The sequence below is a fragment of the Streptomyces sp. CNQ085 genome, assembly GCF_022614595.1.
In the GTDB taxonomy this organism is placed as follows: Bacteria; Actinomycetota; Actinomycetes; order Streptomycetales; family Streptomycetaceae; genus Streptomyces.
Genome location: NZ_JAJFAU010000069.1, coordinates 1 through 24346, shown reverse-complemented (window position 1 = coordinate 24346; position 24346 = coordinate 1). Strand labels below are relative to the sequence as shown.

General features: G+C 72.0%; 13 protein-coding genes, 1 tRNA gene, 1 rRNA gene and 1 pseudogene. 3 read left to right on the top strand and 13 right to left on the bottom strand.

The features are described 5' to 3' along the window. Positions 1-24 precede the first annotated feature (24 nt). Both LJ221_RS13620 and LJ221_RS13615 read right to left on the bottom strand, forming a co-directional pair. Positions 25-219, bottom strand: coding sequence for a DUF3046 domain-containing protein (locus LJ221_RS13620; protein ID WP_093663386.1), 195 nt, complete (start codon positions 217-219; stop codon positions 25-27). A 77-nt stretch (positions 220-296) separates the two neighbouring features. Beyond that, a pseudogene (locus LJ221_RS13615) lies at positions 297-635 on the bottom strand (AzlD domain-containing protein); the annotation flags it as partial. Positions 636-783: 148 nt separating this feature from the next. Here LJ221_RS13615 and LJ221_RS13610 point away from each other — a divergent pair. Continuing rightward, the gene (locus tag LJ221_RS13610) at positions 784-5532 is read left to right on the top strand and encodes a DEAD/DEAH box helicase (RefSeq protein WP_241716745.1); all 4749 of its coding nucleotides are present in this window, start codon (positions 784-786) and stop codon (positions 5530-5532) included. A gap of 123 nt (positions 5533-5655) precedes the next feature. Continuing rightward, a complete protein-coding gene (locus LJ221_RS13605) occupies positions 5656-6459 on the top strand; it encodes an Fpg/Nei family DNA glycosylase (RefSeq protein WP_241716743.1) in 804 nt (267 codons plus the stop codon). Positions 6460-6592: 133 nt separating this feature from the next. Here the strand turns inward: LJ221_RS13605 and LJ221_RS13600 are convergent, their stop codons facing one another. The 8 genes from LJ221_RS13600 to LJ221_RS13565 all read right to left on the bottom strand — a co-directional run bounded on the left by LJ221_RS13600 (position 6593) and on the right by LJ221_RS13565 (position 20161). Then, entirely contained in the window at positions 6593-6976 is a 384-nt protein-coding gene (locus LJ221_RS13600) for a helix-turn-helix domain-containing protein (protein WP_093663381.1), read from the bottom strand. A 94-nt stretch (positions 6977-7070) separates the two neighbouring features. Continuing rightward, positions 7071-7718 (bottom strand): CinA family protein, encoded by a 648-nt coding sequence (locus tag LJ221_RS13595; RefSeq protein ID WP_241716741.1) that lies wholly within the window; start codon positions 7716-7718, stop codon positions 7071-7073. Next, the gene (gene pgsA, locus LJ221_RS13590; protein ID WP_241716739.1) at positions 7708-8352 is read right to left on the bottom strand and encodes a CDP-diacylglycerol--glycerol-3-phosphate 3-phosphatidyltransferase; all 645 of its coding nucleotides are present in this window, start codon (positions 8350-8352) and stop codon (positions 7708-7710) included. The genes LJ221_RS13595 and pgsA overlap by 11 nt, the downstream gene beginning before the upstream one ends. Next, the gene (rimO, locus tag LJ221_RS13585; RefSeq protein WP_241716737.1) at positions 8349-9872 is read right to left on the bottom strand and encodes a 30S ribosomal protein S12 methylthiotransferase RimO; all 1524 of its coding nucleotides are present in this window, start codon (positions 9870-9872) and stop codon (positions 8349-8351) included. Before rimO ends, pgsA begins: the two co-directional genes overlap by 4 nt. 50 nt (positions 9873-9922) lie before the next feature. Further along, positions 9923-10726, bottom strand: a complete 804-nt coding sequence (locus LJ221_RS13580) for a helix-turn-helix domain-containing protein (RefSeq protein ID WP_241716735.1) — start codon at positions 10724-10726, stop codon at positions 9923-9925. Positions 10727-10913: 187 nt separating this feature from the next. After that, positions 10914-13577, bottom strand: a complete 2664-nt coding sequence (locus LJ221_RS13575) for a DNA translocase FtsK (protein WP_241716733.1) — start codon at positions 13575-13577, stop codon at positions 10914-10916. Between the two features lie 142 nt (positions 13578-13719). Then, positions 13720-14403 (bottom strand): two-component system response regulator, encoded by a 684-nt coding sequence (locus tag LJ221_RS13570; RefSeq protein ID WP_241716731.1) that lies wholly within the window; start codon positions 14401-14403, stop codon positions 13720-13722. Between the two features lie 244 nt (positions 14404-14647). Then, positions 14648-20161: a HAMP domain-containing protein gene (locus tag LJ221_RS13565; protein WP_241716729.1), complete on the bottom strand. Its 5514-nt coding sequence runs from the start codon at positions 20159-20161 to the stop codon at positions 14648-14650. 367 nt (positions 20162-20528) lie between these two features. Between LJ221_RS13565 and LJ221_RS13560 the strand changes: the two genes are divergently transcribed. After that, positions 20529-23177 (top strand): SpoIIE family protein phosphatase, encoded by a 2649-nt coding sequence (locus LJ221_RS13560; protein WP_241716747.1) that lies wholly within the window; start codon positions 20529-20531, stop codon positions 23175-23177. Between the two features lie 70 nt (positions 23178-23247). Here LJ221_RS13560 and LJ221_RS13555 read toward each other — a convergent pair. The 3 genes from LJ221_RS13555 to rrf all read right to left on the bottom strand — a co-directional run bounded on the left by LJ221_RS13555 (position 23248) and on the right by rrf (position 24342). Continuing rightward, positions 23248-23323: transfer RNA gene (locus tag LJ221_RS13555), tRNA-Thr, on the bottom strand. A gap of 94 nt (positions 23324-23417) precedes the next feature. Then, entirely contained in the window at positions 23418-24128 is a 711-nt protein-coding gene (locus tag LJ221_RS13550) for a DegT/DnrJ/EryC1/StrS family aminotransferase (RefSeq protein WP_241716727.1), read from the bottom strand. A 97-nt stretch (positions 24129-24225) separates the two neighbouring features. Then, a 5S ribosomal RNA gene (gene rrf / locus LJ221_RS13545) occupies positions 24226-24342 on the bottom strand. Positions 24343-24346 lie beyond the last annotated feature (4 nt).

Genomic DNA, 24346 nt, shown 5'->3' with positions numbered 1-24346 from the left:
CCCCCCCCCCCCCCCCCCCGGCCCTCACCTCAGCTCGGCGGGCACGTCCACGGCCACGCAGACCGCGCGCCACACCTCCTTCGCCCCCCACCCCGCCTCCAGGGCCTCGTGGACCGTCCGGCCGCCCAGCTCGGACATCACATGATCACGTGCGAAGGAGTCGGCGTACGCCTCACCGAAGTGGGCCGCCATCCGCTCCCAGAAGACCGTCAACCGCATACCCCCAGTATCCGCCGTATCCGCCCGCCCGGCCGTCCCCTTCCGACGGCGGAGGGCCGGACGGGCCGGGACGGCTGCCCCAGGGCTCGCAGCCCCGCGGTGACCAGGACGGCGGTCACCACCCCCAGGAAGGGAGCACGCAGCACCAGCGCCGCCGCGAGACCTCCCGCGCGGGCGGCGGCCACCGGCGCGCCGCCCTCGCCGCCGGAGGTCTGCCGCGCGGTGAGCGCCGCCAGCAGCGCCACGGGCAGCAGAGCGGCCAGCCGCCGCGCCGGCGGACGCTCCAGCGCACCGGCGGGCACCGACAGCCCGAGCAGCTTGGCGAGGTAGCAGCCGACGGCCGTCACCCCGACCGCGATCCACACTCCCTCCGGGCGCGCAGCAGGTCCGTGTCCGGCAGCCGGTCGTACCGCCAGTGCCGCGCCCACTCCTCCGTGCCCATGCGTTCCATCGTGCGGGGCCCGTCCCTGGCCTCCGCCGGGACTCCGGCCGCCCCGGCACCGGTACGGGTGCGCCGGAGCCGCCTGTGCGGGGATGTCAGTGAGGGGGTGCACGATGGAGGCCATGAACCGGCCACCGGCTCTCGACGCCTTCTCCCCCGCGACCCGCTCATGGTTCACGGGGGCGTTCCAGGCTCCCACCGCCGCCCAGGAGGGCGCCTGGCGGGCGATCGCCGAGGAGCGCGACGTCCTGGTCGTCGCGCCGACCGGCTCCGGGAAGACACTGGCCGCCTTCCTCGCCTCCCTGGACCGGCTGGCCGCCACACCGTCCCCGGCCGATCCGGTCCGCCGCTGCCGCGTGCTGTACGTCTCACCGCTGAAGGCCCTGGCCGTGGATGTCGAACGCAATCTGCGCAGCCCGCTGACCGGCATCCGCCAGGAATCGGTGCGGCTCGGCCTTCCCGAGCCCGGCATCCGGGTCGGGGTCCGCTCCGGTGACACCCCGGCCGCCGAGCGCCGCGCGCTGGTCCGGCGCCCGCCGGACATCCTGATCACCACGCCCGAGTCGCTGTTCCTGATGCTCACCTCCGCCGCCCGCGAGGCCCTGCGCGGGGTGGAGACGGTGATCCTGGACGAGGTCCACGCCGTGGCCGGGACGAAGCGCGGCGCCCACCTGGCCCTCTCACTGGAACGCCTGGACGAGCTGCTGGACCGCCCGGCCCGCCGCATCGGCCTGTCGGCGACGGTGCGCCCGGTGGACGAGGTGGCTCGCTTCCTCTCGCCCCGGCGCGGCGCGCACATCGTGCAGCCGCCCTCGGGCAAGGAGTTCGACCTGTCGGTCGTGGTACCCGTGCCGGACATGGGTGAGCTGGGCGGCTCCCCGGTGCGGGACGCGGGCGGTCAGGGGGACCGGCCCTCCATCTGGCCGTCGGTGGAGGAGCGGATCGCCGACCTCGTCCAGGCCCACCGCTCCACCATCGTCTTCGCCAACTCCCGGCGCCTGGCCGAGCGGCTGTGCAACCGGCTCAACGAGATCGCCTACGAGCGGGCCACCGGCGAGCCCGTCCCCGAGGGGCACTCGCCCGCCGAACTGATGGGCGGGTCCGGGGCGGCGGGAGGCGCTCCCCCGGTGCTGGCCCGCGCCCACCACGGTTCGGTCTCCAAGGAGCAGCGCTCCCAGGTCGAGGAGGACCTGAAGGCGGGCCGCCTGCCGGCGGTGGTGGCCACCTCAAGCCTGGAGCTGGGCATCGACATGGGCGCGGTGGACCTGGTGGTCCAGGTGGAGTCCCCGCCCTCGGTCGCCTCCGGGCTGCAGCGGGTGGGACGCGCCGGGCACCAGGTGGGCGCGGTCTCGTCCGGGGTGGTCTTCCCCAAGTACCGCGGCGATCTGGTGCAGTCCGCGGTGGTCACCGAGCGGATGCGCGAGGGTGCCATCGAGGCCCTGCGCATCCCCTCCAACCCGCTGGACGTGCTGGCGCAGCAGATCGTCGCCATGGCCGCCACGGACACCTGGGACGTCGACGAACTGCTCGCGGTCGTCCGGCGCGCCGCGCCCTTCGCGTCGCTGCCGGAGTCGGCGTACACCGCCGTGCTGGACATGCTCGCCGGGCGGTATCCGTCCGATGCCTTCGCCGAGCTGCGCCCCCGCCTGGTGTGGGACCGCGTCGCCCACACCGTCGCCGGGCGTCCGGGAGCCCAGCGGCTGGCGGTCACCTCGGGCGGGACGATCCCCGACCGCGGCCTGTTCGGCGTCTTCCTCGCCGGTGCCGACCCGAAGAAGGGGGGCGGCCGCGTCGGTGAGCTGGACGAGGAGATGGTCTACGAGTCGCGGGTGGGCGATGTGTTCACCCTGGGCACGACCAGCTGGCGCATCGAGGACATCACCCGCGACCGCGTCCTGGTCACCCCCGCTCCCGGCGTCCCGGGCCGGCTGCCGTTCTGGAAGGGCGACCAGCTGGGCCGTCCGCTGGAGCTGGGCCGCGCGCTGGGAGCCTTCCTGCGGGAGGTCGGCGGCCTGGCCCCGGAGGCGGCCCGGGAGCGGCTGGCGGCGGCCGGGCTGGACGAGTGGGCCGTGGACAACGTCCTGGCCTACCTGGACGAGCAGCGGCAGGCCTGCGGACACGTACCCGACGACCGCACGATCGTGGTGGAGCGCTTCCGCGACGAGCTGGGCGACTGGCGGATCGTGATTCACTCCCCCTTCGGGGCCCAGGTGCACGCGCCGTGGGCACTGGCGCTGGGAGCACGGCTGGACGAGCGGTTCGGCATGGACGCGCAGGTGATGCACGCCGACGACGGCATCGTGCTGCGGCTGCCCGACGCCGAGCTGATGGGCTTCGACCTCGGCGGGGACGGGGACTTCGGCGCGACTGCGGTCCCGGTCCCCGCGAACGCACCGGACCACGACCCGGACCGGCCCCCGGTCGGCGCCGCCGACGTCCTGTTCGACCGCGACGAGGTGGAGCGGACCGTCACCGACCAGGTCGGCGGTTCGGCCCTGTTCGCCTCCCGCTTCCGCGAGTGCGCCGCCCGTGCCCTGCTGCTGCCCCGCCGCGACCCCGGCCGGCGCACCCCGCTGTGGCAGCAGCGCCAGCGTGCCGCCCAACTGCTGCGGATCGCCAGTGAGTTCGGGTCGTTCCCGATCGTCCTGGAGGCGGTGCGCGAGTGCCTCCAGGACGTCTTCGACGTACCCGGACTGGCCGAGCTGATGGGCGATGTCGAGTCGCGCCGGGTGCGCCTGGTGGAGGTCACCACACCCGAGCCCTCCCCGTTCGCCCGGTCCCTGCTGTTCGGATACGTCGCCCAGTACCTGTACGAGGGCGACTCCCCGCTCGCCGAGCGCCGCGCCGCCGCGCTGTCGCTGGACTCCCGGCTGCTGGCCGAGCTGCTGGGCCGGGCCGAGCTGCGCGAGCTGCTGGACCCGGAGGTGCTGGCCGGCCTGGAGCGCGAGCTGCAGTGGCTCCCCGGTGGCGGCGACAGCGGGGTCGGGGCAGTCCCCCGGATCAAGGACACCGAGGGCGTCGCCGACGTACTGCGGCTGCTGGGCCCGCTCACCGGTGACGAGCTGACCGAGCGGGGCGCCGAGCCGCAGTGGGCGCGGGAGCTGGAGCACGCCCGCCGCGCCATCCGCGTGCGTATCGCGGGGCGGGAGCACTGGGCGGCGATCGAGGACGCGGGGCGGCTGCGCGACGCGCTGGGCGCGGCGCTGCCCGTCGGCGTGCCCGAGGCCTTCACCGAGCCCGTGGCCGATCCGCTGGGCGACCTGCTGGCCCGGTACGCCCGAACCCACGGTCCGTTCACCACCGCGCGGGCCGCCGGGCGGTTCGGTCTGGGCACCGCGGTCGCCGACGGAGCACTGCACCGGCTGGCCGCGGCCGGCCGGGTGGTCCAGGGTGAGTTCCACCCCTCGGGAAGCGAGCAGGAGTGGTGCGACACGGGTGTGCTGCGGCGGTTGCGCCGCCGCTCCCTGGCCGCGCTGCGCCAGGAGCTGGAGCCGGTGCCGCCCGCCTCGCTCGCCGCGTTCCTGCCCCAGTGGCAGCATCTCGGGGCCGGGGCCAGGGCAGGCGGGCTGCGCGGCATCGACGGGCTGCTGCGGGCCGTCGAGCAGCTCCAGGGCGCCCCCGTGCCCGCCTCCGCCCTGGAGAAGCTGATCCTGCCCTCCCGGGTGGCCGACTACCACCCGGCCATGCTGGACGAGCTGACCGCCACCGGCGAAGTGCTCTGGGCGGGCGCGGGCGCGCTGCCGGGCAAGGACGGCTGGGTCCGCCTCCACCTCGCCGACGCCGCCCCGCTGCTGCTGCTGCCCGAAGCCCTCCCGCTGGAGGCCACCGCGCTCCACCGGGCGGTCCTGGAAGCACTCTCGGGCGGATACGGCCTGTTCTTCCGGCAGATCGCCGACCGGGTGCGCGCCGCCGGTCACGAGGCGTCCGACACCGAACTGGCCGAGGCCGTGTGGGATCTGGCCTGGTCCGGGAGGCTCACGGGTGACACCCTCGCCCCGCTGCGCTCACTGCTCGGTTCCGGCCGCACCGCGGGGGCCACGGCCCACCGCGCCAGGCGGAGCACCCCCCGCGGCCGTTACGGGTCCCTCACCTCCCTGCCGCCCACCGCACCGGCCGGGGCCTCCCGACGCCCCGCCGCCCCCCGCAGCGGCCCCCCGACGGTCGCCGGCCGCTGGTCACTGCTGCCCGACCGGGAGACCGACCCCACCTACCGGGCCCACGCCCTGGCCCGCACCCTGCTGGACCGGCACGGCGTGGTCACCCGGGGCGCGGTCGCCGCCGAGGGAGTCGAGGGCGGCTTCTCGGCCGCCTACCGTGTGCTGTCGGTCTTCGAGGAGAGCGGCCGGGCCCGCCGCGGTTACGTGGTGGAGGGCCTGGGCGCCGCCCAGTTCGCCGTGGACGGCGCGGTGGACCGGCTGCGCGCGATCAGCACGGCCCGCGAGAAACCCGAGGGCACCCGCCCGCGCACCGTCGTACTCGCCGCCTCCGACCCCGCAAGCGCCTACGGCGCCGCCCTTCCCTGGCCCGATCCACCGCCGGCGGACCGGGCGGGGGACGGCGGGCCGGGCCGGGGCAGGGCCACCACGGCCCACAAGCCGGGCCGCAAGGCGGGCTCCCTGGTGGTACTGGTCGACGGCGAGCTCGTCCTCTACCTCGAGCGCGGCGGAAAGACGCTGCTGGCCTGGCGGTCCGAAGGTCCGTCGCTGAATGCCGCGGTCGAGGCGCTGGCCGGGGCCGCGCACCGCGGAATGCTGGGCACCCTCACCGTGGAGCGGGTCAACGGCTGCCCGGCCCTGACCTCCCCCATCGGCGCCGCACTCGAGGCCGCGGGGTTTCACGCCACCCCGCGCGGACTGCGGCTGCGCGCCTGACGGTGTGGCAGCGCGACGGCCGGCGGCCGCCGGTACGAGGATCCGCGAGGCGCATGGGGACGGCGGCGGCGGGAAGCGGCCGAGGAGCGGAACCGAGACCGACAAAGGAGGAGGAACGGCCCGGTGCCCGAGGGAGACACCGTCTGGCGCACCGCCCGGCAGTTGCACCGGGCGCTGTCGGGAGCGCCCCTCGTCCGCTGCGACCTGCGGGTGCCCAGGCTCGCCACCGTGGACCTCACCGGACGCGAGGTGCTGGAGACCGCCGCGCGCGGTAAGCATCTCCTCACCCGCTTCGAGGGGGGCCTGACCCTCCACTCCCATCTGCGGATGGACGGCGCCTGGCGCGTCTACCCACACGGCGGGCGGTGGAGCGGCGGCCCCGGCCACCAGATCCGCGCCGTCCTCACCACCACCGCCCACTCGGCCGTGGGATACCGCCTCCCCGTCCTGGAGCTGCTGCGCACCGCCAACGAGGACAGGGCCGTCGGGCATCTGGGCCCGGACCTCCTGGGCCCGGACTGGGACGCGGCGGAGGCCTTGGACCGCCTGCTGTCGGACCCCGCCCGTCCCGTCGCCGAGGCGTTGCTGGACCAGCGCAACCTGGCCGGGGTCGGCAACGTCTACGCGGCGGAGCTCTGCTTCCTGGCCGGGGTGACGCCCTGGCTGCCGATCGGTGAGGTCCCCTCCCCCGAACGCCTGACGGCCCTGGCGAAGAAGCTGCTGGAGGTCAACAAGGCCCGTGCCCTCCGCGTCACCACCGGCGACGTGCGCGCGGGCCGGAATCTGTGGGTGTACGGCCGTGCCGGGAAACCGTGCCCGCGCTGCGGCACGGCCGTCCGCGTCCGGGAGCCCGGCCCCTCCGCCACCCGGCGTGTGGCGTACTGGTGTCCCGGCTGCCAGACGGGGCCGCCGCCCCCGTCCGTCTGAACGCCGGCTCCGCCCGGACGGCGACCGGATCACGCCCGGCGACGCGACATCACGGGCCCGGCCCGGACGCGTATCGCCGCGTCCGGGCCGGGCCCGTGTGACTCTCTCGCGGCGTGTACTCACACCGCGCCAATCAGGCGGCGACGACGTCCACGGCCTCCGTCGGCGCCTTGATGGTCACCCGTTCCCCCGACCGCTCCGTGACGGACGTCACGGTCACCGGGTTGAGAACGGGACGGCGCATCGGCGCGGGCACCGTGTCGCTCGCCGCGGACTGCGCCAGCTCCGCGAGCGCCAGCTCGTCGCTGACCTCCCGCATCAGCTCGGACATCCGCACGTCCAACGCCTCGCAGATCGAGGCGAGCAGTTCGGAGGAAGCCTCCTTCTGCCCCCGCTCGACCTCGGAGAGGTAGCCGAGCGACACCCGGGCGGACGAGGAGACTTCGCGCAGGGTCCGGCCCTGGCGCTGGCGCTGCCGACGCAGCACGTCACCCAGCAGGCGACGGAGCAGAATCATCGGTGGCTCCCTCCTAGGACCGCTGACCCGGATCCTTCTTGCCCCACCGTACCGCCTTGGACCGCGGCCGTGCGGGGAGCGATGCTGTGTTCACTCAGGGCTGCAAACATCCATTCCCCCCACTGTGTTCCGTATCCTTTGCCGGCGCATTCTCCATGAGTTCGCTCAAGAGCAGCCGGATGACCGCCCGTACGCTTCCGGCTCGGATCTGCGCACGGTCGCCGTCCAGACTCAGTTCCAGCGCCACGCAGCTGGCACCCCGGCCGGCCTCCTCCGAGCCCGCGGAGCCGTCCGCCGCGTTCGCCGTCTCCGCCGCGCCCGGTGCCTCCGGCCCGGCGACCGCCACACAGACCATGCCCACCGGCTTGCCGTCCTGCGGCTCGGGACCGGCCACCCCGGTGGTCGCCACGCCCCAGTCCGTTCCCAGTACGCTCCTGACCCCGGCCGCCATCTGCCTGGCCACCTCGGCGTCGACCGCGCCCCGCTCCCGCAGCAGCCCCTCGTCCACCCCGAGGACCTCGTGCTTGACCTCGGTGGCGTAGGCGGTCACCGAACCGCGTACGGTCGCCGAGGCGCCGGGGGCCGCGGTCAGCTCCGCCGTGACGAGCCCTCCGGTCAGCGACTCGGCCGCGGCTACGGTCTCCTTCCGGTCCGCCAGCAGCTTCAGCGCCCGCGCGGTGACCTGTCTGGTCTCGTCGGCACCGTCGTCAAGGGCGGGCCCGGCCTCCCTCTCACCGTTCATCGGCGCGCTCCGACGCCAGGCCGGCCCGCCGCAGGACCAGCGCCTGCCGTACGTAGTCCAGCCCGGTACCGACCGTCAGCACCACGGCCGCGGCCATCACCCACCAGCGCAGCGTGGCCAGCGGTCCGGTCAGGACCAGGATGTACATGCCCACGGCGACGCCCTGGGCGAGGGTCTTCATCTTCCCGCCCCGGCTGGCCGGGATGACGCCGTGCCGGATCACCCAGAAGCGCATCAGGGTGATGCCGATCTCCCGGGAGAGGATCACACCCGTGACCCACCAGGGCAGGTCGGAGAGCGCCGACAGGCAGATCAGCGCCGCACCCATGATCGCCTTGTCCGCGATCGGGTCGGCGATCTTGCCGAAGTCGGTGACCAGGTCGTACCGCCGCGCCAGCTCGCCGTCGAAGAGATCAGTGATCATCGCGACGGAGAAGGCCGCCCAGGCGAAGGAGCGCCAGGCCGGATCGTGCCCCCCGTCGGCGAGCATCAGGAACACGAAGGCCGGCACCAGGAGCAGCCTCACCATGGTGAGGATGTTCGCGATGTTCCACAGGCTCACCGAGCGGACCGCTGCGGCCTTCCGCTGCGCCATGGCTCCACCACCCGCTGCTGAGGCCGGGATGTCCGTCATGCTCCCGCCTCCTCACTTTCGGAGCACCCCCGGACGACGTCCGGAGGAGGCTCGGCAACGAGGTCCACACCCTCGGTCGCCACCACTTTCGCTTCGACCATCCGTCCCGCGGAGAGCTGCGAGGAGTCGGTGAGACCGGCCAGGAACGTCTGCCCGTCGGTCTCGGGAGCCTGGTGCGCTCCGCGCCCGACCGGGCCGTCCTCGCCGCCCACCGACTCCACCAGTACCCGTACGGTCTCGCCGACGCGCTCCTCCGCGCGCTGCGCGGTCAGCTCCTCGGCAAGCCGCGAGATGTGGTCCAGCCGCTCGGCCACCGTCTCGGGGTCGGTCTTGTGCTCGTAGGTCGCCGCTTCGGTACCTTCCTCGTCCGAGTACCCGAAGACTCCGATCGCATCCAGCCTGGCCGCGATCAGAAAACGCTCCAGTTCCGCGAGGTCCGCCTCGCTCTCGCCGGGGAAGCCCACGATGAAGTTCGAGCGGACTCCCGCCCGCGGCGCCCTGGCCCGGATGGTGTCCAGCAGTTCGAGGAAGCGGTCGGTGTCGCCGAAGCGCCGCATGGCGCGCAGCACGCCCGGAGCGGAGTGCTGGAAGGAGAGGTCGAAGTAGGGAGCGACCTTCTCCGTCCCGGTCAGGACGTCGATCAGTCCGGGCCGCATCTCGGCGGGCTGCAGATAGCTCACCCGGACCCGCTCGATGCCGTCCACCGCGGCCAGCTCCGGCAGCAGCGTCTCCAGAAGGCGGATGTCGCCGAGGTCCTTGCCGTAGGAGGTGTTGTTCTCGGAGACCAGCATGACCTCCTTCACGCCCTGCTCCGCCAGCCAGCGGGTCTCGCCCAGCACGTCCGAGGGGCGCCGGGAGACGAAGGCCCCGCGGAAGGAGGGGATGGCGCAGAACGAGCACCGCCGGTCGCAGCCGGAGGCCAGTTTCACCGAGGCGACCGGACTGGTGTCCAGGCGTCTGCGCAGCGGCGCCCGCGGGCCCGAGGCCGGGGCCACTCCGTCGGGCAGGTCGGCGGGGGCCGAAGCGGTCGCGGCGGCGTCACCGTGCCCGGGCAGCGCGACGGCGGCGCCCTGCCGCTCCGCCGGGCTGATGGGCAGGAGTTTGCGGCGGTCCCTGGGAGCGTGGGGGACGTGGACGCCGCCGGAGAGGATGGTGCGCAGGCGGTCGGAGATGTCGGCGTAGTCGTCGAAACCGAGCACGCCGTCGGCTTCCGGCAGCGCCTCGGCCAGCTCCTTGCCGTAGCGCTCGGCCATACAGCCGACCGCGACCACGGCCTGGGTGCGGCCGCCCCCTTCACCGGCCGCCGCCTTGAGGTCGCCTGCCTCCAGCAGGGCGTCCACGGAGTCCTTCTTGGCGGCCTCCACGAAGCCGCAGGTGTTGACGACGGCGACGTCCGCGTCGGCGGCTTCCTCGACGAGCTCCCAGCCGTCCGCCGCCAGGCGGCCTGCGAGTTCCTCCGAGTCCACCTCGTTGCGGGCGCATCCAAGGGTGACGAGGGCGACGGTACGGCGTTCGGGCATGGGATCAAGCCTACTTCGTCCCACCCGTCCCGCCCGCCGCCAGGGTTGCGTCACCCCTGTTCCGGGTCTCCCTTGGTGTAGCTGACGCGCTGCACCTGGCCGACCTCGCCGACCTTGTCGACCTCCTTGCCGTTGACGAAGAGGGTGACCGCGCCGGCGTTGCCGAGCACCAGGTCGATCCGCTTGTCGTCGGTGAAGGTCCTGGAGTCGCCGTTCCGGAGGACGCCCTCCTCCAGCAGCCGCCCGTTGTGAGCCTCGGCGGAGAACCAGCTCTTGCCGTCCTCCGCGACCAGCTTGATCGTGACCTTGTCGGCGGGCACGGCGGCGATGGCGCTCTCGGAGACGGACGGGTCCGGGTCGGGCTCGGCGGGCTTGGCCGGGTTCGGCTCGCCGGCGGGATCCGGCGACGGGCCGTCCTGGGCCACCGGGGTGCGTGCCGGGTCGTCGCCGCCGCTGAAGAGGGTGAAGCCGACGAAGCCCACCACGGCCACGATCGCGACGACCATGGCGGCCGTCCAGTTCGGGCGGCTCGGTTCGGGGCGGATGCGTTCGGCCTCGAAGAGTGCGGCGGCGGGGGTGGGCGCCGGACGACCGCCGTGCTCGGCGTCGTACTGCGCCACCAGCTCGTCCGGATCCAGGCCGACGGCCTTGGCGAGGGTGCGGACATGGCCGCGGGCGTAGACGTCGCCTCCGCACCGGGAAAAGTCGTCCTGTTCGATGGCGTGCACGATCAGGACGCGCACACGGGTGGTCGCGCTGACCTCGTCCACCGTCAGTCGCGCGTCGATACGGGCTTTCTGGATCGCCTGACCGACCGAAGGCCGGCCTTCTGGGGGAGAGTTGCCGATGGACACGGGGGCGCCTTTCGAGCGTGTAGCCACCTGCCGGGTGTTCAGTCTAGAGGGGGTGTGGAAGGGGCGGGCAAGCGGGCGGAGGGAGCCCATCCGCCATAGGGATGGCCGTACCGCCCATCGGTGAACACCGACCGCACCCTCCTCCACTTTGACGTCTTGCCAGGGAAAACGGTTGCCCAGCTCATCCTTACGAGTGAGTTTCTCCGCGGATCACCGCGAGCACGTCGTCCAGTTCGTCGGGCTTGACCAGAACGTCCCGCGCCTTGGAGCCCTCGCTTGGGCCGACCACCCCGCGTGACTCCATCAGGTCCATCAGCCTGCCCGCCTTGGCGAACCCCACACGCAGCTTGCGCTGGAGCATCGAGGTGGACCCGAACTGCGTGTTGACCACCAGCTCGGCCGCCTGGCACAGCAGGTCCAGGTCGTCGCCGATCTCCTCGTCGATCTCCTTCTTCCTGCTCTGCCCGACCGTGACGTCGTCACGGAATACCGGGGCCATCTGCTTCTTGCAGTGCATCACGACGGCCGCGACCTCGTCCTCGGTCACGAACGCGCCCTGCATACGGGTGGGCTTGCCCGCACCCATCGGCAGGAACAGCCCGTCGCCCTTGCCGATCAGCTTCTCGGCGCCCGCCTGGTCGAGGATGACCCGGCTGTCGGAGAGCGAGGAGGTGGCGAAGGCCAGACGCGAGGGCACGTTCGCCTTGATCAGTCCGGTGACGACGTCGACGGACGGGCGCTGGGTGGCCAGCACCAGGTGGATGCCCGCCGCCCGCGCGAGCTGGGTGATCCGCACGATCGCGTCCTCCACGTCGCGCGGCGCCACCATCATCAGGTCGGCCAGCTCGTCCACGATGACCAGCAGGTACGGGTAGGGGGCGAGCTCCCGCTCACCGCCCTCGGCGGCCTTCACCTTCCCCGAGCGCACCGCGGCGTTGAAGTCGTCGATGTGGCGGAAGCCGTAGGCGGCCAGGTCGTCGTAGCGCAGGTCCATCTCGCGCACGACCCACTGCAGCGCCTCGGCGGCCTTCTTGGGGTTGGTGATGATCGGGGTGATCAGGTGCGGGATGCCCTCGTACGCGGTCAGCTCCACCCGCTTGGGGTCCACCAGCACCATCCGGACATCCTCCGGGGTGGACCGGATCATCACCGAGGTGATCAGGCAGTTGATGCAGGAGGACTTTCCCGAGCCGGTCGCGCCCGCCACCAGAATGTGCGGCATCTTCGCCAGGTTGGCGGTGACGTACCCGCCCTCGACGTCCTTGCCGAGACCGGCCAGCAGCGGATGGTCGTCGCCGGCGGCCTCCGCCAGCCGGAGTACGTCACCGAGGTTGACCATCTCCCGGTCGGTGTTGGGGATCTCGACGCCGACCGCCGACTTCCCGGGGATCGGGCTGATGATGCGCACGTCCGGGCTGGCCACGGCGTAGGCGATGTTCTTGGCCAGTGCGGTGATCTTCTCGACCTTCACCGCCGGGCCCAGCTCCACCTCGTAGCGCGTGACCGTCGGGCCGCGGGTGAAGCCGGTGACGACGGCGTCCACCTTGAACTCGGAGAAGACGGTCGTCAGCGACTCCACGACCGCGTCGTTGGCCGCGCTGCGGGTACGGCCCGGCCCACCGCGCTCCAGCAGGTCCAGCGAGGGCAGCGCGTAGGTGACGTCTCCGGCCAGCCGAAGCTGCTCGGCACGCGGCGGCAGGGAGTCGGAGGGCGGCTCGGCCGGCGCCCTGGTCAGGTCCGGCACGGGGACGGTCCGCCCCTCCCGCGCCGCGCTCTCCCCCTCGTCCCGGCCGCCCCGCTCCGTGCGGACCGAGCTGGTGAGGTCCGCGACCAGCGGCGAGGGCTGTACGCCGTGCAGGACCGCGCCATCCATCTGGGCCGCCGCGGCGGCGGCCACGTCCACCGCGCCGAGGGAGCCGGAGCCGTCCCGGGTGTGCGGAGCCCGGGGAGCACGGCGGGAGCGGCGCCGGTCGTCCAGCGCCTCCTTCTCGGCCTCGAACGCGCCATCGCCGTCCTTGCGCAGTCTCGTCCGTCGCGGCCGGGGCTCCCCCTCGCCGTACGCGCCGCGATCGCCGTACCCCTGCGGCCCGCCGTGGGAGCCGGCGTCCTCCGCCACCAGGCCCAACCGCACACCCAGTTGACGCAGCCGCTGGGGGACGGCGTTGACAGGGGTGGCGGTGACGACGAGCAACCCGAAGACGGTCACCAGCAGCAGCAGCGGTACGGCCAGGGCCGCGCTGACGGTGAGCACCAGCGGCTGGGAGACCGCCCAGCCGATCATGCCGCCCGCGTCCCGTACCGCCTCGTGGCCCTCGCCGCGCCCCGGCGAGCCGCAGGCGATGTGCACCAGCCCCAGCACGCCGACGGCCAGCGCGGACAGCCCGATGACGATGCGTCCGTTGGCCTCCGGCTTCTCCGGATGACGCATCAGCCGCACCGCCACGGTACCCAGCAGCACCGGCGCCACCAGGTCCATACGCCCGAAGGCCCCGGTCACCAGCATCTCGACCAACTCGCCCACCGGCCCCCGCAGGTTCGACCAGGTGCCGGCCGCGACCACCAGGGCGATGCCCAGCAGCAACAGCGCCACCCCGTCCTTGCGGTGCGCCGGGTCCAGCCCCCTGGCCCCGCGGCCTATGCCTCGCAGCAGCGCCCCGACGGTGTGGGCGACCCCGAGCCAGACGGCTCTGACCAGACGGAACACCGCGTTGGTGGGAGACGGCGCTGGTCTGGGCGGAGCCTTCGCCGCCGGCTTCCTGGGCGCGGCAGGCCTCGATGCCGGGGCTTTTCTGACGGGAGCCTTCTTGGCGGGCGCCTTCTTGGCGGCCTTGCCGGACGTACGTGAGGCCATGGTGCCGAGATTACCCGCGAGAGCCCCTCAGGACACGGACACCCGTACGGTCGGCGGGACAGGGCCCGGTCCGCCCGGCCTCCGGCGCACAGGGCTCCGCGGCGTGACGCCCCGTCGGAGCGGTCATACCTCCGGCGAGGGGTCAGTTCTGCGACGGGAGCGAGGCCGACCGGCCGTCGTTGCCCGGCTCCAGCGCGTCCAGCGCGCGTCGCAGACCGGTGAGCTTGCGCTCCAGATGGGCGGCCGTGGCGACGGCCGCGGCGTCCGGGGATTCGTCCAGGTGCTTGGACAGCGCCTCGGCCTGCTCCTCCACCGCCGCCAGCCGCGCGGAGAGTTCGGCCAGCAGCCCCGCGGGCTCCGCCCTCTTGTCGCCGTCCTCGCCGGAACCCCGGCCGTCCAGCTGGAGCCGTAGCAGGGCGGCCTGCTCACGCAGCTGAACGTTCTTCATGTACAGGTCGACGAAGACCGACACCTTCGCCCGCAGCACCCACGGGTCGAACGGCTTGGAGATGTAGTCCACCGCGCCGGCCGCGTAGCCGCGGAAGGTGTGGTGCGGACCGTGGTTGATGGCCGTGAGGAAGATGATCGGGATGTCCCGGGTACGCTCCCGCCGCTTGATGTGGGCGGCGGTCTCGAAGCCGTCCATGCCCGGCATCTGCACGTCCAGCAGGATGACCGCGAAGTCGTCCGTGAGCAACGCCTTGAGCGCCTCCTCCCCTGACGATGCCCGTACCAGCGTCTGGTCCAGCGCGGAGAGGATGGCCTCCAACGCCAGCAGATTCTCCGGTCGGTCATCGACCAGGAGGATCTTGGCCTTCTGCACCATGGCCCGTCCTCCTCGCCCCGGCAGCGCTCTGGACGCCGCCACCGGCAACGACTCCTTTGCGCCGCCCGTTCCTGTGCCGGTCATGGTAGCCCCACCTCGCGGCCCACCACACCCTGTCACCGAGATGTCACTGTGCACGTATCCGAAACGCCGCGAGAGGCCCGAAGGTTCCCCGATTGCAGCATTTCCGCATCTAATGCGTCGCACTTCACCGACACGCCGCCGACCACGAAACCATCGCACATCACTCCCCGCGCATCCACCGCGCCATGACGGACAGCAGATGATCGGTGTCCACCGGCTTGGTGACGTAGTCGGAAGCACCGGCCTCGATGCTCTTCTCGCGGTCGCCCTTCATCGCCTTCGCCGTCAGTGCGACGATCGGCAGCCCGGCGAACTGCGGCATCCGCCGGATCGCCGCGGTCGTGGCGTATCCGTCCATCTCCGGCATCATGATGTCCATCAGGACGATCGCCACGTCGTCGTGCTGCTCCAGCACCTCGATGCCCTCGCGTCCGTTCTCGGCGTAGAGCACCTGCAGGCCGTTCTGCTCCAGCACGCTGGTGAGCGCGAAGACGTTGCGGATGTCGTCGTCGACGATGAGCACCTTCTCACCGCCGAAGACGCCCCGCGGACGCTCCTCAGCCCTCCGGACGGGGTCGTCCTGCCACACTTCCCCGCCGCGCTCCGCCTCCCGCGGCGCGGGCTGCTTCCGCGGCATGGGCGGAATCTGACGGCGGCGGGACGCGAGCGCCGCCGCGGCACGCTCGGCGGCGGGCACATCCAGGGTACCGCCGGCCTCCCGGACCGGCCCCTCCTCGGCACCGGAAGGAGCACCGGACACGGTGGGCGCGCCGAACCCGCCCGACTCTCCCTCGGCCGCACGCGAGGCCTCCGGAGAGACCTCGCCCGGCGGCTGCGGATAACCCTGTGGCTGGGACTCGATGGAGGTGAGGGGCAGGTAGAGGGTGAACGTCGAGCCGCGGCCCGGCTCGCTGACCGCGTAGATCTCGCCGCCGAGCAGCCGTGCGATCTCCCGGCTGATGGACAGCCCCAGCCCGGTGCCGCCGTACTTGCGGCTGGTCGTGCCGTCCGCCTGCTTGAAAGCCTCGAAGATCACACGCATCTTGCTCTGCGCGATCCCGATACCGGTGTCGGTCACCGAGAAGGCGACCAGACCGGAGTCGGCATCGCGCAGCGAGCCGTGCTCCAGCATCTGCTCGCGGATCGACTCCGGCACGTCCGACCCGGCCGAGCGGATCACCAGCTCGACCGCACCGCTGTCGGTGAACTTCACCGCGTTCGACAACAGGTTGCGCAGGACCTGCAGCAGGCGCTGCTCGTCGGTGTGAAGAGTGGGGGGCAGCTCCGGCGAGACCCGTACGGAGAAGTCGAGCCCCTTCTCCGCGGTGAGCGGCCGGAAGGTCGCCTCCACGTAGTCCACCAGCTGCACCAGCGCGATACGGGTCGGGCTGACGTCCATCTTGCCGGCCTCGACCTTGGACAGGTCCAGGATGTCGTTGATCAGCTGGAGCAGATCGGACCCGGCGCCGTGGATCGTCTCGGCGAACTCCACCTGCTTGGGCGAGAGGTTCCCCTCGGCGTTGTCGGCCAGCAGCTTTGCGAGGATCAGCAGCGAGTTGAGCGGGGTGCGCAGCTCGTGCGACATGTTCGCCAGGAACTCGGACTTGTAGCGCATCGAGACCGCGAGCTGCTCGGCGCGCTCCTCCAGGACCTGCCGGGCGTCCTCGATCTCGGAGTTCTTGATCTCGATGTCGCGATTGGTCTTGGCCAGCAGTTCCGCCTTCTCCTCCAGTTCCTCGTTCGACGCCTGCAGAGCGCGCTGCCTGCTCTCCAGTTCCACCGACCGCTCCTGGAGCTGCTCGGCCAGTTCCTGGGACTGCCGCAGGAGCACCTCGGTCTTGGTGTTGACGCTGATGGTGTTGACGCTGGTGGCGATCATCTCCGCGATCTGGTTCAGGAAGTCCTTCTGGATCTGGTTGAAGGGCTGGAAGGTGGCCAGTTCGATGACGCCGAGCACCCTGCCCTCGAAGAGCAGTGGCAGCACGATCACCTGGGCGGGCGGCGCCTCACCGAGCCCGGAGGCGATCTTCAGATAACCGGGTGGCGCCTGCTCGACGAGGAGTGTGCGCTTCTCCTCGGCCGCGATGCCCACCAGGGACTCGCCGGGCAGGAAGGTGGTGGGCATGGTGCCCGGGGAGTAGCCGTAGGTGCCGATCATCCGCAGCTCGTACGAACCGTCCTCACTCGCCCCCACGCCGAGTTCCGGGCCACCGCCGGTCGGGGCCGCGACGAAGAAGGCGCCGTGCTGGGCGGAGACCACCGGAGTCAGCTCGCTCATGATCAGCCGTGCCACGTCCTCCAGGTCGCGGCGGCCCTGCATCAGACCGGAGATCCGGGCGAGGTTGCCCTTGAGCCAGTCCTGCTCCTGGTTGGCGAGCGTGGTCTCGCGCAGCGTGGCGATCATGGTGTTGACGTTGTCCTGCAGAGCCAGGATCTCGCCCGCGGCGTCCACGTCGATCTTCACGTTGTGGTCGCCGCGGGTCACCGCGGCGGCGACCGCCGCGATGGCGCGCACCTGGCGGGTCAGATTGCCCGCCATCTCGTTCACCGACTCGGTGAGGTCCTTCCAGGTGCCCGAGACACCGTCGACCCGCGCCTGGCCGCCCAGCTGACCCTCGGTGCCCACCTCGCGGGCGACGCGGGTGACCTGCTCGGCGAACGAGGAGAGCTGGTCGACCATCGTGTTGATGGTGGTCTTCAGCGCCAGGATCTCGCCGCGCGCGTCGATGTCGATCTTCTTGGTGAGATCGCCCTTGGCGATCGCGGTGGTGACCATCGCGATGTTGCGGACCTGGCCGGTGAGGTTGGAGGCCATGGAGTTCACGGACTCCGTCAGGTCCTTCCAGGTGCCCGACACTCCCGGCACATGGGCCTGGCCGCCCAGGCTCCCCTCGGTGCCCACCTCGCGCGCCACCCGCGTCACCTCGTCGGCGAACGACGACAGGGTCGTCACCATGGTGTTGACGGTGTCCGCGAGCTGGGCGACCTCGCCGCTGGCCTCCACGGTGACCTTCTTGGTCAGATCGCCGTTGGCGACCGCGGTGGCGACCTGGGAGATGTTGCGCACCTGCCCCGTCAGGTTGGACGCCATCAGGTTGACGTTCTCGCTCAGGTCCTTCCAGATGCCGGTGACCCCCGGCACATGGGCCTGGCCGCCCAGGATGCCCTCGGTGCCCACCTCGCGCGCCACCCGCGTGACCTGCTCGGCGAACGACGACAACTGGTCCACCATCGTGTTCACGGTCGTCACCAGGGCGAGGATCTCCCCCTTGGCGTCGACGGTGATCTTCTTGGACAGGTCGCCCCGCGCGACCGCGGTGGTGACCTCGGCGATGTTGCGTACCTGGGAGGTGAGGTTGTTCGCCATGCCGTTGACGGACTGGGTGAGGTCCTTCCAGGTGCCCGAGACCCCCTCGACCTCGGCCTGGCCGCCCAGGATGCCCTCCGTGCCCACCTCGCGCGCCACCCGCGTGACCTGCTCGGCGAACGACGACAACTGGTCCACCATCGTGTTGAGTGTGTTCTTCAGCTCCAGGATCTCGCCGCGCGCGTCCACGTCGATCTTCTGCGACAGGTCGCCCCGCGCCACCGCCGTCGCGACCTGGGCGATGTTGCGCACCTGAGCCGTGAGATTGCCCGCCATACCGTTGACCGAGTCGGTCAGGTCGCGCCATACCCCGGCCACTCCCGGCACCTGCGCCTGGCCGCCCAGACGCCCCTCGGTGCCCACCTCGCGGGCGACGCGGGTGACCTGGTCGGCGAAGGCGGACAGTTGGTCGACCATCGTGTTGATGGTGTTCTTCAGCTCCAGGATCTCGCCGCGCGCGTCGACCTCGATCTTCTGCGACAGGTCGCCCCGCGCCACCGCCGTCGTCACCTGGGCGATGTTGCGCACCTGGGAGGTGAGATTGCCCGCCATGAAGTTGACTGAGTCGGTCAGGTCCTTCCAGGTGCCCGAGACGCCGTCGACCCGCGCCTGGCCGCCCAGACGTCCCTCGGTGCCCACGTCCCGGGCCATCCGGGTCACCTGCTCGGCGAACGACGACAGCTGGTCGACCATGGTGTTGACGGTGTTCTTCAGCTGGAGCATCTCGCCGGAGACGTCCACCGTGACCTTCTGCGACAGGTCGCCGTTGGCGACCGCCGTCGTCACCTGCGCGATGTTGCGGACCTGGCCGGTGAGGTTGCGGAAGGCGGTGTTCACCGAGTCGGTGAGGTCCTTCCACGTCCCGGCCGCACCCGGCACCTGCGCCTGACCGCCCAGCTCGCCCTCGACACCGACCTCCCGGGCGACCCGGGTGACCTCGGAACCGAAGGCGGAGAGCTGGTCGACCATGGTGTTGACGGTGTTCTTCAGCTCCAGCATCTCACCGGAGACGTCCACCGTGACCTTCTGCGACAGGTCGCCGTTGGCGACCGCCGTCGTCACCTGCGCGATGTCCCGCACCTGAGCCGTGAGGTTGCGGAAGGCGGTGTTCACCGAGTCGGTGAGGTCCTTCCACGTCCCGGCCGCACCCGGCACCTGCGCCTGACCGCCGAGGACTCCCTCGGTGCCCACCTCGCTGGCGGCGCGCGTCACCTCGTCGGCGAACGTCCGCAGCGTCTCCGTCATGGTGTTGATGGTGTCGGCGAGCTGCGCCACCTCGCCGCGCGCGTTCACCGTCACCTTCTGCGACAGGTTGCCGTTGGCGACCGCGGTGGTCACCCGTGCGATCTCACGCACCTGGGAGGTGAGGTTGCCCGCCATGGTGTTGACGGAGTCGGTGAGGTCCTTCCACACGCCGCCGGCGCCGGGCACCCGCGCCTGGCCGCCGAGCTGGCCCTCGGTGCCCACCTCGCGGGCGACGCGTGTCACCTCGGACTGGAAGGCGGAGAGCTGGTCGACCATGGTGTTGACGGTGTTCTTCAGCTCCAGCATCTCACCGGCCACGTGCACGGTGACCTTGCGGGACAGATCGCCCTTGGCGACCGCGGTGGTCACCAGCGCGATGTCGCGGACCTGGGCGGTCAGCCGGGACGCCATCGTGTTGACGGAGTCGGTCAGGTCCTTCCAGGAGCCGGACATGCCGCGCACCCGCGCCTGACCGCCCAGCTTCCCCTCGGTGCCCACCTCGCTGGCTACGCGCGTCACCTCGTCGGTGAACGTCGAGAGCTGGTCGACCAGCCCGTTGACGGTGCGCCCCACCTTCAGGAACTCGCCCCGCAGCGGATGCGTCGCCCCGCCCGGCCCCTGGACCCGCAGGTCCATCCGCTGCTCCAGGTCTCCCTCGGCCACCGCCGACAGCACCCGGCCGACCTCGGAGACGGGCCGCACCAGATCGTCCACCAGCGCGTTCGACGCGTCGATGGCCGTGGCCCAGGCCCCCTCGCAGGCTCCCGTTTCCAGGCGCTCGGTCAGCTTGCCGTCCTTGCCGACCACCCTGCGCACCCGTGCCAGCTCGCTGGTCAGATGGAGGTTGCGGTCGGCGACCTCGTTGAAGACGGCGGCGATCTCGGCCATCGGGCCGTCGCCGGTGACGGTGAGGCGTTTGCGGAAGTTCCCGTCCCGCATCGCCTCCAGGGCGGTCAGCAGCCGGTTGACCGCGGCCACCTCAACCTCGACCACTCCGTTTGCCCGAGACCGTCCGCTTCTCGTGCGCGTGCTGGCGCCTCGCGCCGCTCCGCCAGACTGCACCGTGTCCCTCCCGCTGGGTCGAACGTTCCGCCCGGGCATTCACTTCGAGCCCTCCCAGTGTTTCACCATGGTGGAACCAGGCGATAACAGTTCGGCAGCATCGCACACCACCGACTGAACGCCTCAAGGGGGAAACACCCGCATCCGGGGCCCGCCGGTACTGCGAACGTAAGTAACCTGGCATCCGGCTGTCCATCCGCTCCGGCCCGCCGGACGGGAAGGACACGTGGTCACGACGGGTATTCGAAGGGGCGCTGCGGTGGACGAGGCGAGTGCCGGGCAGCGGCTGGCCGCGGCGGTGGGCGCCCAGCGGGTCCCCCTGCCGCCCGCGCGTACGGACAGCGACGACGGATCCATGGGGAGAACAGTGATCACGGCGCGAGCAGCGGCCACCTTCGAGCCGGTCGGACGCTCGGTCGCGAGTGCCCGCGCCTTCGTTCGCGACACCCTCCAGGGCTGGGGCCTGGCCGACATCGTCGACGACGCCGTCGTCCTCACCAGCGAGCTGGTCACCAACGCGGTCGTCCACGCCGGCACCGCCGCCGACATCCTGTGCCTGCGCGACGGCGACGGAAGCGTGCGCGTGGAGGTCGCCGACCACTATCCCGACCGCGGACTGCCCGTCCAGGACCTGGGCCACCACTTCGGCGACCCCGACCGCGAGGGCGGCCGCGGACTGCTGCTGTGCGCCTCGCTCGCCGACCGCTGGGGGGTGGAGTACACCTCCGTCGACAAACGCGTCTGGTTCCGCCTGGAGCTTCCCGAGCGCCCGGTCGGCACCCGCAGCGCCGGCCCCGCCCTCCCCGACAGCGCCCTGCCCGCGACCGACACCCGGGTCCGCGTCGCCGTCCTGCAGGTCGACCGCTCCGGCGCCGTCTCCGCCTGGAACGACGACGCCCGCGAACTGTTCGGCTACACCGCCGAACAGGTCACCGGCAGGCCGCTGACCGACCTCGCCGCCTGGCCCCACACCCCCGGTATCGGCACCGGCATCGCCGAGGCCCTGGCCCTCTCCCGGTGGGAGGGCTCCTACGGCGTCCGCGGCGCGGACGGCCGCACCATCCCGGTCTACGCCTCCCACCTGCGCGTACGTGACGCCGACGGCGAGCCGTCCACCGTCTGCCTACTGGTGCGCGACCACGAGCGCGCGGTGCTGCAGTCCCCCGCACGCGGCGCGGCACCCGACTCCGCAAGCACCTCCGAGAGCCGTGACCGGGCCGGCGCCGACCCCTTCGAGGCTTTCATCGGCTCCCCTGCCCCGGACGACCTCGACGGCCTCCTCCAGCGCACCGTGGAGCGCGCCCGCGACATGCTCGACGGCGACGCCGCCTTCCTCCTGCTGGCCACGGACGACGAGACCGAGCTGGAGGTCCGCGCCACCACCGGTCTGCCCTCCGCCCGTCAGCGCTTCGCCCGCGTTCCCGTCGAGACGGGCAGCGGCCGCTACGGCTCGGCCCGGATGCCCTCCGTCCACGAGGACCTCTCCGCGGTACCCGGTGCGGTCCCCCTGCTGGAGGGGACGGGCATGCGCTCGGTCGTCACCGTCCCGATGAAGGTCGAGGGGCGGCTGACCGGCTCCCTGGGCGTGTCGGCCGAGTCCGCGGGCCGCTACACCAACGAGGAGGCCCTACGGCTGCAGTTCGCCGCCGACCGGATCGCGCTCGCGGTGGAGTCCGCGCGCCTGACCGAACTGGAGCGGCTGCGCCGCGGCTCGCTGTCCTTCCTCGTCGAGGCGTCCGACCTGCTCGCCGGCACCCTCGACCGTGACCAGACGCTCGCCCTGATGGCCCAGATGACGGTCCCCACCCTCGCCACCTGGTGTGCCGTCTACACCATCGCGGACCAGTCCGCCGAGCCCGAGCTCTCCTACGTCCTGCACGAAGACGAGGACCGCATCGACGGCCTCAAGGCACTGCTGTCCAAGGTTTCCCCGCCCGACCCGGTGCCCACTCCCGGCGCGCGGGTGTGGAGCGCCCCCGGCGACGCGGCGCACTCCGCCGCTCTGCGGACCTCCCTGCGCAGCCTGGGCCTGGACCAGAGCGGCCTCTCCCTCGACCGCCTCCCGGCCTCCATCTCCTCGAACGTCGCCGGCACCACTCTCGCCACCGCCGCCACGGTCAGCGGGGAGACCGTGGTGCTGCCGCTGGTGGCCCGCAATCGTGTCATCGGCATGCTCACCCTGGGCAAGCCTGCCGAGGAGCGCTTCCGCCAGGAGATCCTGGAACTGGCAGAGGACCTCTCCCGCCGGGCCGCCCTCGCCCTGGACAACGCCCGGCTCTACAGCGAGCGCACGGCCATCAGCCAGTCCCTTCAGCGCAGTCTGCTGCCGCCCGAACTCCCCGATGTCCCCGGCGTCGAGGTCGAGGTCATCTACCGCGCCGCGGGTGAGGGGAACGAGGTCGGCGGCGACTTCTACGACCTCTTCCCCATCCGTGACGGCGCGTACGGCTTCGCCATCGGCGACGTCTGCGGCACCGGCCCCGAGGCCGCGGCCGTCACCGGGCTGGCCCGCCACGCGCTGCGTCTGCTGGCCCGTGAGGGCTTCGGAGGCCCGGCCGTGCTGGAACGACTCAACGCCGCGATCCTCGACGAGGGCGCCCGCAGCCGGTTCCTGACCCTGCTCTACGGTGAGTTGTGGCCCCAGCCGAAGGGCGGCGCCGTCCTCCGGGTCGTCTGCGCGGGCCATCCGCTTCCGCTTCGTCTACGCCAGGACGGCACCGTCGAGCCGGCCGCCGAGCCCCAGCCGCTGCTCGGCGTGATAGACGACCTGGAACTGTACGAGGAGACCGTCACCCTCGATCCGGGCGATGTTCTGCTGTGCGTCACCGACGGCGTGACCGAGCGCCGCGAGGGCGACCGCATGCTCGGCGACGACGGTCTCGCCGATGTCCTCACCACGTGTACGGGCCTGACGGCGGGCGCGGTGGCCGCGCGCATCATGCGCGCGGTGGAGCGTTTCGCCGCCGACGCCCCCTCCGACGACATGGCGATCCTCGCGATGCGCGTCCCCGAGTGACGGCGGGCGTACCTGCGGCCGCACTCCGAGACGACGAGGCCCCCGCCTTGCGGCGGGGGCCTCGTCGTCTTGGAGCCCCAATACGGAATCGAACCGTAGACCTTCTCCTTACCATGGAGACGCTCTGCCGACTGAGCTATTGGGGCGAGCCAGCGAGCCAGCGAGATAGATCATACCTGAATCCCGGGGCGCCTTTGACCACCCGGGGCCGGCCGCCTTCACCGGGCTCCCTCCCGGCCCTCAGCAGGCCGGTTCCATCAGCAGACCACCCAGCGCGTTGCAGGCCGAGACGATTCGCTGCAGCTCGCGGCGGGTCATCGAGGCCTCCAGCGGCAGCGCCAGGCATTCCCCCACCGCTCGCTCGGTCTCAGGCAGCCGGACGTCCGTCCGGAACTCCGGCAGACGGTGCACAGGGGTCCTCACCGGCACGTGGCAGCACACGCCGCGGGCCCGCAGGGCATGCTTGAAAGCGTCCCTGTCGGGCCGCCCGTTCCCCGGTACCCTCACCACGTACTGCTCGTAGCCGTGGCGCACCCCGGCCGCGGCCCGCGGGACGATCACGCCGGTCAGCCTCGCGCTCAGGAAATCGGCGTGCTGCCTGCGCCGAGCGGTCTCCACCGAGGAGACGAGAGCCGGCGTCCCGGGTTCGACCACCTTCATCCCGTGGTGCTGCGCCAGTGCGTGCAGACAGACCATGTCGGCGGGGTGGCCGAAGAGGTGCACGGGGATCACCGCGGCGGTCCGCTCATTCACCGCCTCGGCAACGGAAGTGGGGTCGATGCAGAGACTCCCGGGGTCGATGTCGGCGAAGACGGGCAGCGCACCGGTCTCCCGTACGGCCGCCGCCACCTCACTGTCGCAGTACGCGGGCACGATCACCTCATCCCCGATGCCTATGCCCTGCTTCTCCAGTCCGGTTCGCAGCGCGCCGCTCGGCGTCATCGTCCCCATGCCCGAGATACTCGCGGCGTCACATGAACTCCCGGTTACACAACGCAGAAAGGCCGTGGTCCCCGGAGCTAACTCCGGGGACCACGGCTGAATAATTGTTCGGCGGCGTCCTACTCTCCCACACGGTCCCCCATGCAGTACCATCGGCGCTGAAAGGCTTAGCTTCCGGGTTCGGAATGGAACCGGGCGTTTCCCTCTCGCTGTGACCACCGAAACAC